A 14,359-nucleotide genomic window follows, 5' to 3' on the forward strand; every position below is an offset into this window, starting at 1 on the left:
CCTTTCTCACACCTCCGGGTCAGGCGGGGCGGCGCATCTGGAGTTCGTAAAGGTTGGGGATCCTCGGGTGCGGGACGCGCACGCCGGTGTCCACGAAGCCGAGCTTCTCGTACGCCCGGCAGGCGCGGTCGTTGCCGACCACGACCTCCAGCATGAGTTCGGGCCGGCCGCACGCCCGGGACCAGGCGGCCACCTCGTCCACCAGCGCGCCGAGCAGCCCGCTGCCCCGCCAGGCGGGCGTGACGTAGACGGCGTAGATCAAGGTCAGCCCCGGCTCCTCCGGGGCGACCGTTCCGCCGGCGTGGCCGACCAGCCGACCGCCCGGGTCGGCGACGAACTGGGCCGTCTGCTCGCCCCGCGAGACGGCGGCGATCCGGGCCGCGTACTCGGCGTGTGGCCGGGCGGCGGCCTCGGCCACGGTCTCCAGGAACGCCAGCGGGGAGTCGGCCAGCATCTCCAGCCGGAGCGCCCGCATCCGGGCGGCGTCCGCCGGGCGGACCCGGCGGACGGTGGTGGTCGTGGTGGGCGCGCTGGTCATGTCGCATGCATACCGGAAGGGCCGGTACCCGCGCCCGGCCGGGCCCGTACCGCGACCGGAATATGCCCGATTTGTGGTCGTGCGCGGTCGTCACTCCTCGTGTAGCGTGCGATTTCGGTCACCCGATTCAGCGTTGCCGATCGCCGAACCGGTGGCTCGCCGGTGCCGGTCCGCCGGTTCCCGGGGTTGTGGAACGCCGCGCAGAGTGAGGAAGTGCACCGTGGCACAGGGCACCGTGAAGTGGTTCAACTCGGAAAAGGGCTACGGCTTCATCGCCGTCGACGGCGGGCAGGACGTCTTCGTCCACTTCTCCGCGATCGAGATGGACGGCTACAAGGCGTTGGACGACGGCCAGCGGGTCGAGTTCGAGATCGCCCAGGGCCAGAAGGGCCCGCAGGCCGAGCGGGTCCGCGTCATCGCCTGATCCTTTTCGTGGCCGCCGCCCGATCGGCGGCCGCGTCACCCCGACCAGGGGGCTGCGGCGCAGGCCCGCGCCGTGGAAGATCATGAGCCGTTCCAGCCATCGCCGCTGAGGAGGGTTCATGTCCGACCTGCCCCCGTCGGGTTCCGCCGAGCCGGTGCCCCCGGCGTCGCCCGGTGCCCCGGCCGACCCGACCCGGCCCGTCACCCCGGCCCCGGCGGTCCGGCCGGCCGCCCCCGGTGAGACCGCCGTGCCGGCGCAACCCGGCCCGTCCGCGGCGCCCGGCGCGCAGGCCAGCCCCGGTGGGTTCACCGCGCCCGGCCAGCCCGGAGCTACCGGCCAGCCCGGAGCCGGCGGGCAGTCCTGGGGGCCGTTTCCGGCGGATCCGGCCGGGCCGCCGCAGGGCTGGTCCTGGCCGGCCGCTCCGCTGCCCGGCGCGGCCTACCCCCACCCGATGCCCGGCGCGGCCTACCCCTACCCCATGCCCGGCGGGGCCCACCCCGGCTACCCGATGCCCGGCCAGCCCTACGGCTGGCACCCCGGTCTCGACCCGCAGGACCCGCTGGTCACCCCACCGTATGCGGGTATCGGCGGCTGGTTCAGCCGGTGCGGCGGAGCGCTGCGGCGCGGCTGGCGGCAGCTCCTGCCGATCATGCTGCTGACCCAGACCGTCCCGGCGGCGGTGATCGCGGTCATCTCGCTCGCCCTCGCGCCGACCGAGCAGCCGGTCGCCGGCGCCGACGGCACCCCGGCGCTGCCCAGCGGCTACTTCGAGCACGTGTTCGCCTTCTACGGCGCGGTGCTGCTCGCTGCCCTGATCTTCGGCCCCCTGCAGAGCACCGGCTGGGCCGCCGGCACCTGGGTGGTCGCCCGCCAGGCGGCCGGGGAGCCGGTCGGGGTCGGTGCGGCCCTCCGCTACGGGCTGCGCCGGGCCCTCGGCCTCTGGGGCTGGACGATCGTGGCCTCGCTGCTGATCGGGGTCGGCACCTGCTTCTGCCTGCTGCCCGGTCTCTACGCGGCCTTCGCATTCGCCCTGTTCGGCCCGATCTACCTGTTCGAGCGGCAGGAGCCGATCGGCCGCGCCTGGCGGATGTTCCACCAGCGGTTCGGCATGGTGCTCGGCCGGGTGGCGCTGGTCATCTGCGTGCTGATCGCCGCGGCGGTGCTGGACGGGGTGCTCGGGCTGATCAACCAGCTCGTCTTCGGGCTGGACCCGATGGCTGCTCCGGGCACCGCGGCGGGCGCCGTGGCGCTGGCCGTGGCAGGTGCGGTGCTGGCCACCCCGGGCTATCTGGCGCAGCTCGTCGGGCTGGTCGCCACGTACGCCGAGCAGCGGGCTCACGAAGGCCCGGTGAACGCCGCCCGGCTGGCCGCGGAACTCGGCTGAGCGGGGCGGGCGTGCTTGCACTCGGCTAGGGAGAGTGCTAAACAAGTCATTGGCACTCGCGTACGGTGAGTGCCAATGGTCGGGACGGTAGGGCAACGGTCGCGACGGCGTCGAAACGGCGCCGGAGCGGCACGGGGCCGGTCGTCGCGGGCTGTCCGGCCCGACCGAGGAGACGTCGTCGTCGCCAGGTGGCGACGTCCCCAAGGTGCGTACACCAGACGGCCCATCCGGGGAACCCTCGGGTGGCCCGTGAGTGTCCAGGAGGACAACGCCGTATGGCCAAGATGATCGCGTTCGACGAAGAGGCGCGCCGCGGCCTCGAGCGGGGCATGAACCAGCTCGCCGACGCCGTGAAGGTGACCCTCGGCCCCAAGGGCCGCAACGTCGTGCTCGAGAAGAAGTGGGGTGCCCCCACCATCACCAACGATGGTGTGAGCATCGCCAAGGAGATCGAGCTCGAGGACCCCTACGAGAAGATCGGCGCCGAGCTGGTCAAGGAGGTCGCCAAGAAGACCGACGACGTGGCCGGTGACGGCACGACGACGGCGACCGTCCTGGCCCAGGCCCTGGTTCGTGAGGGTCTGCGCAACGTGGCCGCCGGCGCCAACCCGATGGCCCTGAAGCGGGGCATCGAGGCCGCCGTGGCCAACGTCTCGGAGGAGCTGCTGAAGCTCGCCAAGGACGTGGAGACCAAGGAGCAGATCGCCTCCACCGCCTCCATCTCCGCCGCTGACCCCAGCGTCGGCGAGATCATCGCCGAGGCGATGGACAAGGTCGGCAAGGAAGGCGTCATCACCGTCGAGGAGAGCAACACCTTCGGCCTCGAGCTCGAGCTCACCGAGGGCATGCGCTTCGACAAGGGCTACATCTCCGCCTACTTCATGACCGACCCGGAGCGTATGGAGGCCGTCTTCGACGACCCCTACCTCCTGATCGTCAACAGCAAGATCTCCTCGGTGAAGGACCTGCTCCCGATCCTCGAGAAGGTCATGCAGTCGGGCAAGCCGCTGCTGATCATCTCCGAGGACATCGAGGGCGAGGCCCTGGCGACCCTGGTGGTCAACAAGGTCCGCGGCACCTTCAAGTCGGTCGCCGTCAAGGCGCCGGGCTTCGGTGACCGCCGCAAGGCCATGCTGGCCGACATCGCCATCCTCACCGGTGGTCAGGTCATCAGCGAGGAGGTCGGCCTCAAGCTCGACGCCGTCAGCCTCGACATGCTGGGCCGCGCCCGCAAGGTCGTGGTGACCAAGGACGAGACCACCATCGTCGACGGTGCCGGCGACGCCGAGCAGATCCAGGGCCGGGTCAACCAGATCCGGGCCGAGATCGAGAAGAGCGACTCCGACTACGACCGCGAGAAGCTGCAGGAGCGCCTGGCCAAGCTGGCCGGCGGTGTTGCGGTGATCAAGGTCGGCGCGGCCACCGAGGTCGAGCTGAAGGAGCGCAAGCACCGCATCGAGGACGCCGTCCGCAACGCGAAGGCCGCCGTCGAGGAGGGCATCGTCCCGGGTGGTGGCGTCGCGCTGGTGCAGGCCGGCAAGACCGCCTTCGACAAGCTGGACCTGGCCGGCGACGAGGCGACCGGCGCGCAGATCGTCAAGATCGCGCTGGACGCCCCGCTGCGGCAGATCGCCGTCAACGCCGGCCTCGAGGGTGGCGTCGTCGTCGAGCGGGTCCGCAACCTCGACCCGGGTCACGGCCTCAACGCCGCGACCGGTGAGTACGTGGACCTGCTGGCCGCGGGCATCATCGACCCGGCCAAGGTGACGCGTTCCGCCCTGCAGAACGCCGCCTCGATCGCCGCGCTGTTCCTCACCACCGAGGCCGTCGTGGCGGACAAGCCGGAGAAGACCCCGGCCGCCCCGGCTGGCCCGGGTGGCGGGGAGATGGACTTCTGAGTCCAGCTTCACCCAGTACGCCGAAAGGGGGCGGGCCGCGTCAGCGGTCCGCCCCCTTTCCGTATGTCTCAGGCCGTGTGCCTCAGGTCGGCAGTCGACGTTGGTTGCGTCGCTTGTGCGCCCGGTCGTAGGGCGGCGTGAGCCGGATCGGTTCGTCCACCGGTTGCAGCGGTTCCTCGATGGGCGGCCCGTCGGCTCCGGTCATCTCCGCGAGCTGCTCGGCGTCGCCGAAGTCGAGCCGGTCGAACGGCAACTGGCCGGGAAGCTCGCCGACCGGTCGCCAGCGCGCCGGCTGGTCGTCGGTCCGTTCGTCATCCGTGGTCATGCCCGCCTCCTCTAACCCCTGACCGTAGGCGCCGGTCGATGCCGGGGAGGCCGAATGGCGTTATTGCCGTCTATGTAACTTTAGTTACTTCTGTCCGTTCAGTGCCTTCCGGTACAGGAAGAACACGCGCTCGATCCGCGCGCCCGCCGCCCCCGAGTAGAACGGCACCGGGCCCACCCAGCCGATCTGCGCCGACCCGATCCCGGCCGACGCCTGGTCGCGCAGGCAGCGCCGGAGCAGCACCCCGCCGATCCCCGAACCCTCGGCCGCCGGGGCGGTCCCCATGGGCCCGAACCAGCTCGGTCGCGACGACCCGTACGCGGCGAAGCCCAGGATCTCGCCGTCCCGCTCGGCCAGGTGCGCGCCCGCGTCCGGCCGCCCGACCGAGCCGGCCAGCTCACCGTCCCAGGCGCCACCGAACGTGGCCCGGGCGAACTCGGCCAGCGCCGGCAGGTCCGCCGGCTCGGCCCGGCGTACGGTGACGCCCCGGCCGGCCAGCCGCTGCTCGGCGGCCTCGGTGGAGCGCAGGGCCGGCGAGTCCTCGCCCAGATCGGCGGTCATGTTCCAGGCCGTCCGGTCCTGCCGGTAGCCGAGCCGCAGCGCGGCGCAGACCGCCGGCGTGTAGCGCACGTCGATTCCCGGCCAGGCGTAGTGCGGCGGGTTGCCGGCCAGCAGCAGCTCGTCGGCGCCGAGCCCGGCGAGCCGGGCCTCGGCCTCGGCCAGCAGCGACCCGCCGACCCCCTGGCGGCGCTCCTCCGGCGCCACCGCCACCAGGTCGACGTGACCGAGCCGCGGGTCCCGCGCGGACAGCGAGCCGACCAGCACCCCGACCAGCGCGCCGCCCCGGACCGCGCCGAGCCGCAGCACCGGCCGGTCGGCCGCCGCCCGGTCGGCGAGGGTGGCCACGATTGCCGGCGCCTCGGTGGCGTCCTCCGGCAGGTCCAGGGCGCGCCGGCAGAGGTCGACGACCTCGGGCAGGCGGTCCGGACCCAGCTCGATGATCTCCACGTCCATGGACGCCGACCCTAGGCCATCGGTCGACCAATGGACAGGGTTGTTAACCGAGGTCCGCGGCCCGCGCGGCGCGGACCGCCGCGTACGCGTCGACCAGGCCCGCGCCCACCAGATCCCGGGTGCCGCCGCAGGGCGCGTCGGTGGGCACCACGGCCGGGGTGGCCGTCTCGGCCAGGATCCGCCGGGTCCGGTCCAGGTCGCCGACCAGCGCCGGGTTGGCCGACCACATGAGCGCCACCACGCCGGCCACCTGCGGGGTCGCCATCGAGGTGCCGTCCAGGGTGGCGTAACCGCCCCCCGGGTACGCCGACGGCACCGCGGCGCCCGGCGCCACCAGGTCCGGTTTGGCGGCACCCCCGGCCGCCGGCCCCCGGCTGGAGAACCCGGTGATCCGGCGGGCCCGGTCGACCGCCCCGACCGTGAGCACGTCCGGGTACGGCGCCGGCGGGTCGGCGATCGAGCCGCAGTACGGGCCGGTGTTGCCGGCGGCGGCCACCACCAGGATGCCGGCCGCGGCCAGGGCGGCGGTCGCGGGGCGCAGGGCCCCCGGGTCGCAGCCCTCGACCGGCGGGCACCCCCACGAGTTGGTCAGCACGTCCGGCGCCCGCTGCGGCCGCCCGTCGGTGAGCGGATCCCCGCCGGCCGGGAACGGGGCCAGCATGAACTGCAGGCAGTCCAGGTAGCGGGCCGGACTGCCCAGGTTGCGGTCCAGGTTGACGCAGCCGACCCAGCTCGCGCCGGGGGCCACCCCGATCCCGTTCCGGCCCACCGCGCTGCCCACCGTGTGCGTGCCGTGGCCGCCCCGGTCGGCCGGCGTCCGGCGGTGCTCCCACGGGTCGTACCAGGAGTCGTCGCCGCCCCGGAAGCCGGCGGCCAGGGCGGGGTGCCGGCCGTCCACCCCGGAGTCCGAGCTGCCCACCACCACGCCGGCGCCGGTCACGCCCAGCTCCGACCAGACCCGGTCCGCGCCGATCAGCGAGACGTTCCAGGCCGGACCGGCCGGCGCCGGCACGGTGCCCCGGGTCGGGGGCGCCGCCGCGGGCAGCGGCCGCAGCCGCTGGCTGACCAGCACGCGGGCCACCTCCGGCCGGCCGGCGAGCCAGGCCCGGACCGCCGGCCCGCCGTCCGTCTCGATGGCGTTGACCAGGTAGTACGGCGTCGGGTGCAGGCGCAGCCGGGTCAGCTCGCGGCGCAGGTCGCCCTGGGTGCGCCCGGCCGTGGCCACGAGCCGCCGGTAGACCTCGGCCGCCCGGGCGTCCCGGCCGGCCCGACCGGGCGCTCCCGCGGCGATGCCGGTCAGGTCGGCCTGCTCGCGCAGCACCACGAGCAGCCGCTCGCCGTGCAGGCCGGGCTGGCCGGGGACCGCGTACACCACGACCACGGCGGCGAGCAGGGCCGCGGCGACCAGCCCGGCGAGGCCGCGCCGGGGCACGCGGGCGCGCGGCCGGGCGAGCAGCACGCCGTACCCGACGGCGAGCAGGGCCGCGACGGCGAACGCGGCGCCGGTCGCGACCCCGACCCAGAACGGGACGTCGCGGGTCGTGGCCAGCAGGACGGTGACCTCCTCCGGGTCGGCGAACGCCAGCGGCCCGAGCAGCGCGAGGCCGACCAGCCAGCGCACGGGCCGGCGCCCGGCCGGCCGGCCGGCGTGCCGGGCGGCCGCCTCCAGCGCGCCCAGCGCGAACCCGAGTGGCGGCAGCAGGAGCAGCGCCGGCAGCTGCGCCCCGGACTGCCCGGCCCCGGCACCCAGCAGCGCCAGGGTCACCCCGGCGACCAGCCCGCCGACCAGCACCAGCCGGGCCGGCCGGGGCGGGGTGCCGACGGCGAACCCGGCCCAGAACGCGGGGTCGAGGAGCACCCCGGCGAGCGCGCCGAGCGCGGCGGCGGCGAGCGCGGCGAGCAGGGTCTCCAGCGCGCCGCCCAGCGCGCCCACCCAGGCCCACGGCAGCAGCGACGCCAGCCCGGCCGCCACCGCGAGAAGCGTCACCGGCCCGAACCGCCCGATCCGGCCGCCGGGACCGGCCGCACCGTCGCCGGGGCCGACCGGCTCGCCGTCCGGGGCGGGCGCGCCGCCCGGAGCCGGCGCGGAGGACGGAGCCGGCGGGCCGGACCGGCGGTGGGTCAGCCGGTGGAGGATCAGGGCGAGCAGCGCGGCGGCCACGGACAACGCGGCCAGGTACGCCTCGTGGTGCACCGGCGGCAGCGCCCGCAGCAGGGTCAGCGCGCCGAGCGCCAGCGTGGCGGCGAGCCACGCGCGGCCGGTCGCCCGGACCGCGGGGGAGCGGGGGAGCAGCGCGAGCGCCAGCGTGGGCGCGCCCACCAGCAGCACGGTGACCAGCGCCACCACCGGCCAGACGGCCAGCGAGCGGTCCAGGCCGGAGACCAGCACGATCTGGTCGACCACCCAGCCGACGAGCTGGCCCGGCACCGCGACCAGCACGGCCCAGACGCCGGTCACCACCGCGGCGACCACCGGCCACGGCCCGGTGTCCGGGCGAGCGGGAGGGAACGGGGGTACGGGAGCGGTGGGTGGGCCGGCCTGCATGGCCCTCACCGTACGGCCCGACGGGTACGTGCCGCGGGCGGCGGGCGACGGTTACGGTGGACGGGTGCGCGACCCCAACGTGTCCCGATCCGAGGCCGGTCAGCTCTCCGCCGAGCGCCGCGCCGACGACCTGCGCCGACTCCGCGCCGAGCGGTTCGACGTGCTGGTCATCGGCGGTGGCGTGACCGGGGCGGGCGCCGCGCTCGACGCCGCCTCACGCGGCCTGAAGGTGGCCCTGGTGGAGGCGCGCGATCACGCCGCCGGCACCTCCAGCCGGTCCAGCAAGCTGATCCACGGTGGCCTGCGCTACCTCGAACAGCTGGAGTTCCACCTGGTCCACGAGGCGCTGACCGAGCGCGGGCTGCTCGCCACGCGGCTGGCCCCGCACCTGGTGCGCCCGGTGCCGATCCTGGTCCCGCTCCCCGCCGAGGGTGGGGCGCGTGACCTGCCCCGCCGGTTCTTCCGGCGCTCCTACTACGGCGCCGGCGTGGCCGCCTACGACGTCTTCGCCGGGCTTTTCGGCGGCGGGCGCGGCATGCCGCTGCACCGGCACCTGACCCGTGAGGGCGCCCACCGGATCTTCCCGAGCCTGCGGCCGGACAAGCTGGCCGGGGCGATCCGCTACTACGACGGCCAGGTCGACGACGCCCGCCTCGTGGTGACCCTGGCCCGCACCGCGGCCAGCCTCGGTGCGACCGTGGTGACCAGCGCCCGGGCGGTCGGCCTGATCCGGCAGGCCCGGGAGGTCACCGGGGTCCGGGTGCGCGACCTGGAGGCGCCCGCCGGCTCGCCGGACGCCGAGTTCGAGGTACGCGCCCGCACCGTGATCGCCGCGACCGGCGTGTGGAGCGACGACATGTCCCGGATGCTCAACGACGTCGGGCTGCGGCCCGGCTTCCGGGTCCGGGCCTCCAAGGGCGTGCACCTGGTGGTGCCCCGCTCGGCGATCACCGGCGAGGCCGGGCTCATCCTGCGCACCGCCACCAGCGTGCTGTTCGTCATCCCGTGGGGCGGCCACTGGATCATCGGCACCACCGACACCGACTGGCGGCTGGACCGGTCCCACCCGGCGGCCACCGCGAAGGACATCGACTACCTGCTGGAGCAGGTCAACACGGTGCTGGACCGCCCGCTCACCACCGACGACATCGAGGGCGTCTACGCCGGGCTGCGCCCGCTGCTGGCCGGCGAGGCGGACTCCACCTCCAAGCTCTCCCGGGAGCACGCGGTCATCGAGCCGATGCTGGGGCTGCTGCTGGTGGCCGGCGGCAAGTACACGACCTACCGGGTGATGGCCTCCGACGTGGTCGACCGGGCGGTGCACCGGCTCGGCTGGACCCGGCCGTCGCGCACCGCCGACCTGCCGCTGCTCGGCGCCGACGGGTACGCGGCCATGTGGCGGGACCGGGCCGACCTGGCCCGCCGGCACGGGGTGCCGGTCGGGGTGGTCGAGCACCTGCTGGAGCGCTACGGCACGCTCACGCTGGACCTGCTCGCCCTGGTCGACGCCGATCCGCTGCTCGGCACCCCGCTGGCCGGCGCGCCGGAATACCTGGCCGCCGAGGTGGCCTACGCGGCCCGCGCCGAGGGGGCGCTGCACCTGGAGGACGTGCTGACCCGGCGTACCCGGATCTCCATCGAGACCAGCCACCGCGGCCTGGAGTCGGCGGAGCACGCCGCGGAGCTGATGGGTGCGGTGCTCGGCTGGGACGAGGCGACCCGCGCCCGCGAGGTGGCCCACTACCGGGCCCGGGTGGAGGCCGAGCGGCAGTCGCAGCTGATGCCGGACGACGTGGCGGCCGACGCGGCCCGGCTGGGCGCGCCGGACGTGCGGGGCTTCGCGGCGGACCGGGGCGCCGACGGCGACAGCGTGGCGTCCTCTTCCCGGTGACCCGTCGGTAACGTCGTTCCGGAGGGTTCCGGCCTTACCTACGGAAGTGTAGGTTTCCCCGCGTGGTTCGCCCATCCTGGTCGTGCGTCCGTGCTGTGTCCGTCGGCGTCCTGCTGGCGATCGCCCTGACCGGCTGCTCGCTCTTCGGCCGGGCCGAGGGTGCCACCACATCGGACGGAGCCGGCGCCGCCGCCCCGACGCCGGCTGGCCGCCGGGTCTCCCTGGTGCAGCAACTCGGTGCGTCCGGGCCGCCGCGCACGCTCGAGGTGGAACCGACGGGGCGGTGGCAGTGCCGCGACTGTGCGGGTGACGGGGTCGACTCGACCGGGGTGCTCACCCCGGAGCAGACGCAGCGGTTGCAGGGGATGCTCGCCGACCCGGCCCTGGCGAACGAGACCGACGAGGCGCGGCACTACAAGCAGGGCTGCATCGACGCCCTGACCTCGACGCTGCTGATCCCGCCGGGGCTGACCATCACCATCCAGGACTGCCCGGGCGAGCCGAAGCCGCCGGTGGCGTACCAGGTGCTGCTGCTGATCACGCAGGCCACCCCGGCGGAGGACAAGAGCTGAGGCGTCAGAGCACCTTGCCGGGGTTGAACAGCCCCGCCGGGTCCAGCGCCGCCTTGATCGCCTGGTGCACCCGCACGCCGACCGGGCCGATCTCCCGGGCCAGCCAGTCCCGCTTGAGCAGGCCGACGCCGTGCTCGCCGGTGCAGGTGCCGCCGAGGTCCAGCCCGAGCCGCATGATTTCGTCGAACGCCCGCCGCCCGCGCGCCAGGCCGGCCGGGTCGGCCCGGTCGACCACGATGTTCGGGTGCATGTTGCCGTCACCGGCGTGGCCCACCACGCCGATCGGCACGGCGCACTCCTCGGCGATCCGGGCCACCCCGTCCAGCAGCGCCGCCAGTGCCCCCCGCGGCACCGCCACGTCGTCGATGACCAGGCCACCGTTGCCGCCGGGGAAGGCGTCGGCGGCGAGCTTCTCCATGGCCGGGTGGGCCAGCCGCCGGGCCTGGAGCAGGGCGGCCGCCTCCTCCGCGTCGGTGGCCGCGTAGACCTCGTCGGCCCCGGCTGCCGTGCACACCTCGGCCAGCCGGGCCAGGTCGTCGGCGGCCCGGGAACCGGTGTCCACGGCCGCCAGCAGCAGCGCCTGCGCGTCGGTGCGCAGCCCCATCGGCCGGTACGCCTCGATGGCCCGCAGATGGGTCTGATCCAGCAGTTCCAGCAGGCTCGGGGTGAGCCCGCGCTCGGCGATCCCGGCGACCGCCGTGCCGGCCGCCGCCGTGGTGGGGAAGACCGCGACCAGGGTCAGCGACTCCTCGGGCGCCGGGCGCAGCGCCACCGTCACCTCGGTGATCACCCCGAGGGTGCCCTCCGAGCCGACGAAGAGCCGGGTCAGGTCGTAGCCGGCGACGCCCTTGGCGGTGCGCCGGCCGGTGCGCAGCACCTCGCCGGAGGCGAGCACCACCTCCAGTCCGAGCACGTACTCGGTGGTCACGCCGTACTTCACGCAGCACATGCCGCCCGCGTTGGTCGCCACGTTGCCGCCGATGGTGGACGACTCCCAGGAGCCGGGGTCGGGCGGGTACCAGAGGCCGTGCGCCCGGACCGCGCCGGCCAGCGCCGCGTTGACCACGCCGGGCTGCGCCACGGCGATCCGGCTGACCGGGTCGACCTCCAGGATCCGGTCCATGGCCACGGTGCTCAGCAGCAAAGCGCCGTCGACCGCGTTCGCCGCGCCGGCCAGCCCGGTCCGCGCCCCCTGCGGCACCACGGGTACGCCGTGCCGGCCGGCCGCGCGGACCACCGCCACGACCTCCTCGGTGCTCCGCGGGCGGACCACCACGAGCGGGCTCCCCGCCGCGCAGAGGTCGGCCTCGTCCCGCTCGTGCAGGCGCAGCAGGTCGGGGTCGGTCAGCACGGCGGCCTCGCCGAGCGCGGTCCGCAGGTCGTCGAGGAGGGGATGGGCGGCCATGCCGGGAAGGCTAGGTCGTGCCGGCGGGGATGACCAACCGGCGTACCGTTGGTCGCCATGCTCTACGTGGACCCGCCCTCGGTGCCCTCGCGGGGGCGGCTCTGGTCGCACCTGGTGAGCGATGTCTCGTACGCCGAGCTGCACGCCTTCGCCGAGGCGCTGGGCCTGCCCCGGCGCGGCTTCGACCGGGACCACTACGACGTCCCGGCCGAGCGCGTCCCCATGGCCGTCTGGCTGGGCGCCCGGCCCGTCTCCTCCCGCGAGATCGTCCGCCTCCTGCGCGCCGCCGACCTGCGCCGCCCCAAGCCCCGCGCGGTCCCCGCCCCGGCCCGGCCGGGGGACGCCGAGATCGCTCCGACCCGGCCGGGGGACGCCGGGATCAGCCCAGGGTCGCGAGTTCCCGGGTGAGGTTGGCGCGGGCGCGGGACTCCCAGCGGGTGTGCGGCTCCGGCAGCCGGTAGAGCGCGGGCAGGCCCAGCAGGGCGGTCAGCACGGCGGCCCGGCCGGCGCGGAAGTCCGGATCGGGCACGTGGGCGTACTCGCGCCGGACGGCGGCGGCGTAGCGGTCGTAGTCGTCGGGCGGGGCGGCCAGGACCGCCAGGTCGGCGTCGCAGAGCAGGGCGCCGTCCGGGTCGTCCGGCCCGACCGCGTGGCCGGCGGTGAGCAGCACCAGCCGGCGTACCCCGGTCACCGCGTCCGCCGGCAGCCCGGCGGCCGCGAGCAGGTCCCCGGCCAGCTCGGCGCTGGCCCGCTCGTTGGCGTCGCCGCCGGCCCGCGGGTCGTAGACCGCGTCGTGGCACCACGCCGCCAGCCGGACCAGGTCGGGGTGGCGGGCCGACCCGGCGTACGCGTCGACCACGTCGAGGACCGCCCGCAGGTGGGCGGCCGTGTGGTAGTGCCGGTGCGGCTCCCGCCAGCCGGCCAGCAGCCGGGCCCCGGCCCGCTCGACACCGGCCGGGTCGGTCGCCCCCGCCGCCCGGGCCGCGTCCCGCCACCGTTCGATCAGCTCGTCCACCCGGTGCAGTCTGCCCCACCGCGGCCGATTCACAGGATTCACCGGGGGCGGGGCGGGTAGTCCCGGCCATGGCCGTGGCCCGGGACCGACGACCGCAGATCTTCCGGCGTACCGCGTTGCGTGAGGGACTGGTCGACGTCGACGGGGCCCGGATCTCGGAGGCCGTGGAGCAGCTCCGGCACCGCAGCAAGGCCACCCTGCACGACCGCCTGCACCGGGTGCGCACGGCGACCGGCCTGGCGGTGCAGGCGGGCCTGGCGGCCGGGCTGGCCTACCTGATCTCCCACCGGCTGCTGAAGAATCCGCAGCCGGTGTTCGCGCCGATCTCGGCCGTCGGCACCCTGGCCGCGTCGGTCGGCCAGCGGTTCCGCCGGACCGTCGAGCTGATCATCGGGGTGGCCGTCGGGGTCTTCGTCGGCGACCTGCTCATCTACTTCCTCGGCACCGGCGCCTGGCAACTCGGCCTCGTGGTGACCGCGGCGATCCTGCTGACCGTCTTCGCCGGGGCGAGCGTCGCCATCGTGATCCAGGCGGCGGCCACCGCCGTGCTGATCGTGACGCTCAGCCCATCGACACAGAACCTGGAGATACCCCGCTTCGTCGACGCGTTCCTCGGCGGCGGCATCGCGCTGCTGGTGACCGCGATCCTGCTGCCACTCAACCCGCTGCGCGTGATCAACCGGGCGGCCCGGCCGGCGCTGGACCTGCTCGCCGGGCAGCTCGACATCTGCGCGGACGCGCTGCGGAGCCGCGACCGGGGTGCGGCCCAGCAGGCGCTGTTCCGGCTCCGGGAGAACAAGGAGGAACTCGCCGCGCTCTCCGAGGCCATCGAGGGCGCCAAGGAGACCATCACCATCTCGCCGGCCCGCTGGCACCGGCGGGACGAGCTGACCCACTACGCCGAGGCGGCGGAACCGATCGACCGGGCGATGCGGAACAGCGGCACCCTGATCCGCCGCTCGGTCACCATGATCGAGGACGAGGAGCCCGTCCCGGATCCGATGCCCGACTCGATCGGCCACCTGGCCGAGTCGGTACGCCTGCTGCGGCACGAGTTCGCCGTCGGGGAGGAGCCGGAGAAGGCCCGGGAGCGGTCCCTGCGCGCGGTCAGCGAGGCCGGCCGGGCGTACGCCGAGGGGGTGGGCTTCTCCGGCAGCGTGGTGATCGCCCAGGTGCGCACCACGGCGAGCGACCTGCTGGTGGCCTCCGGCATCGACCAGGAGGAGGCGAACCGCCTGGTCCGCCAGGCGTTCGGCGACCGCGAGCAGCGCTCCGGCGAGACCACCGAACAGAACCCGGCCCCCAAACCCCCCACAGCCCCACCGGTCGGCTGACCGGGCCCTGTCCC

At 75.2% G+C, this 14,359-nt stretch carries 13 protein-coding genes; 7 read left to right on the top strand and 6 right to left on the bottom strand.

Going from position 1 to position 14,359, the window contains the following annotated elements; genetic code table 11:
• Window positions 1-19 precede the first annotated feature (19 nt).
• The gene (locus tag GA0070214_RS22330) at window positions 20-538 is read right to left on the bottom strand and encodes a GNAT family N-acetyltransferase (protein ID WP_091267375.1); all 519 of its coding nucleotides are present in this window, start codon (window positions 536-538) and stop codon (window positions 20-22) included.
• A gap of 220 nt (window positions 539-758) precedes the next feature.
• Here GA0070214_RS22330 and GA0070214_RS22335 point away from each other — a divergent pair, with 220 nt between their 5' ends.
• The 3 genes from GA0070214_RS22335 to groL all read left to right on the top strand — a co-directional run bounded on the left by GA0070214_RS22335 (window position 759) and on the right by groL (window position 4,244).
• Window positions 759-962: a cold-shock protein gene (locus GA0070214_RS22335; RefSeq protein WP_067305333.1), complete on the top strand. Its 204-nt coding sequence runs from the start codon at window positions 759-761 to the stop codon at window positions 960-962.
• Between the two features lie 118 nt (window positions 963-1,080).
• A complete protein-coding gene (locus GA0070214_RS22340; protein ID WP_091267378.1) occupies window positions 1,081-2,346 on the top strand; it encodes a hypothetical protein in 1,266 nt (421 codons plus the stop codon).
• 275 nt (window positions 2,347-2,621) lie between these two features.
• Window positions 2,622-4,244: a chaperonin GroEL gene (gene groL, locus GA0070214_RS22345; protein WP_091267381.1), complete on the top strand. Its 1,623-nt coding sequence runs from the start codon at window positions 2,622-2,624 to the stop codon at window positions 4,242-4,244.
• An 82-nt stretch (window positions 4,245-4,326) separates the two neighbouring features.
• Here the strand turns inward: groL and GA0070214_RS22350 are convergent, their stop codons facing one another.
• The 3 genes from GA0070214_RS22350 to GA0070214_RS22360 form a co-directional block, all read right to left on the bottom strand.
• Window positions 4,327-4,569, bottom strand: a complete 243-nt coding sequence (locus GA0070214_RS22350) for a hypothetical protein (protein ID WP_091267384.1) — start codon at window positions 4,567-4,569, stop codon at window positions 4,327-4,329.
• An 84-nt stretch (window positions 4,570-4,653) separates the two neighbouring features.
• Window positions 4,654-5,583, bottom strand: coding sequence for a GNAT family N-acetyltransferase (locus GA0070214_RS22355; RefSeq protein WP_091267388.1), 930 nt, complete (start codon window positions 5,581-5,583; stop codon window positions 4,654-4,656).
• Between the two features lie 43 nt (window positions 5,584-5,626).
• The gene (locus tag GA0070214_RS22360; protein ID WP_091267391.1) at window positions 5,627-8,128 is read right to left on the bottom strand and encodes a S8 family serine peptidase; all 2,502 of its coding nucleotides are present in this window, start codon (window positions 8,126-8,128) and stop codon (window positions 5,627-5,629) included.
• A gap of 64 nt (window positions 8,129-8,192) precedes the next feature.
• On the opposite strand from GA0070214_RS22360, the gene GA0070214_RS22365 reads away from it, so the two are divergent.
• Window positions 8,193-10,019, top strand: a complete 1,827-nt coding sequence (locus tag GA0070214_RS22365) for a glycerol-3-phosphate dehydrogenase/oxidase (protein ID WP_341845081.1) — start codon at window positions 8,193-8,195, stop codon at window positions 10,017-10,019.
• Window positions 10,020-10,114: 95 nt separating this feature from the next.
• Window positions 10,115-10,591 (top strand): hypothetical protein, encoded by a 477-nt coding sequence (locus GA0070214_RS22370; protein ID WP_244167805.1) that lies wholly within the window; start codon window positions 10,115-10,117, stop codon window positions 10,589-10,591.
• A gap of 4 nt (window positions 10,592-10,595) precedes the next feature.
• Here GA0070214_RS22370 and GA0070214_RS22375 read toward each other — a convergent pair whose 3' ends face one another.
• Entirely contained in the window at window positions 10,596-11,996 is a 1,401-nt protein-coding gene (locus tag GA0070214_RS22375; RefSeq protein WP_091267397.1) for an FAD-binding oxidoreductase, read from the bottom strand.
• Window positions 11,997-12,053: 57 nt separating this feature from the next.
• Between GA0070214_RS22375 and GA0070214_RS31950 the strand changes: the two genes are divergently transcribed.
• Window positions 12,054-12,404 (top strand): DUF4031 domain-containing protein, encoded by a 351-nt coding sequence (locus GA0070214_RS31950; RefSeq protein ID WP_167364316.1) that lies wholly within the window; start codon window positions 12,054-12,056, stop codon window positions 12,402-12,404.
• On the opposite strand, the gene GA0070214_RS31955 is transcribed toward GA0070214_RS31950, so the two are convergent.
• Window positions 12,376-13,011 (bottom strand): HD domain-containing protein, encoded by a 636-nt coding sequence (locus GA0070214_RS31955; protein WP_167364317.1) that lies wholly within the window; start codon window positions 13,009-13,011, stop codon window positions 12,376-12,378. The genes GA0070214_RS31950 and GA0070214_RS31955 overlap by 29 nt on opposite strands.
• 74 nt (window positions 13,012-13,085) lie before the next feature.
• Here GA0070214_RS31955 and GA0070214_RS22385 point away from each other — a divergent pair, with 74 nt between their 5' ends.
• Window positions 13,086-14,345 (top strand): FUSC family protein, encoded by a 1,260-nt coding sequence (locus GA0070214_RS22385; protein ID WP_244167808.1) that lies wholly within the window; start codon window positions 13,086-13,088, stop codon window positions 14,343-14,345.
• The last annotated feature ends 14 nt before the right edge of the window (window positions 14,346-14,359 follow it).

The organism is Micromonospora chaiyaphumensis (assembly GCF_900091435.1).
GTDB lineage: Bacteria > Actinomycetota > Actinomycetes > Mycobacteriales > Micromonosporaceae > Micromonospora > Micromonospora chaiyaphumensis.

Coding starts and splice junctions, on each gene's coding strand:
- GA0070214_RS22330 (WP_091267375.1), bottom strand. CDS start 538: ATGACCAGCGCGCCCACCACGACCACCACCGTCCGCCGGGTCCGCCCG.
- GA0070214_RS22340 (WP_091267378.1), top strand. CDS start 1,081: ATGTCCGACCTGCCCCCGTCGGGTTCCGCCGAGCCGGTGCCCCCGGCG.
- groL (WP_091267381.1), top strand. CDS start 2,622: ATGGCCAAGATGATCGCGTTCGACGAAGAGGCGCGCCGCGGCCTCGAG.
- GA0070214_RS22350 (WP_091267384.1), bottom strand. CDS start 4,569: ATGACCACGGATGACGAACGGACCGACGACCAGCCGGCGCGCTGGCGA.
- GA0070214_RS22355 (WP_091267388.1), bottom strand. CDS start 5,583: ATGGACGTGGAGATCATCGAGCTGGGTCCGGACCGCCTGCCCGAGGTC.
- GA0070214_RS22360 (WP_091267391.1), bottom strand. CDS start 8,128: ATGCAGGCCGGCCCACCCACCGCTCCCGTACCCCCGTTCCCTCCCGCT.
- GA0070214_RS22375 (WP_091267397.1), bottom strand. CDS start 11,996: ATGGCCGCCCATCCCCTCCTCGACGACCTGCGGACCGCGCTCGGCGAG.
- GA0070214_RS31950 (WP_167364316.1), top strand. CDS start 12,054: ATGCTCTACGTGGACCCGCCCTCGGTGCCCTCGCGGGGGCGGCTCTGG.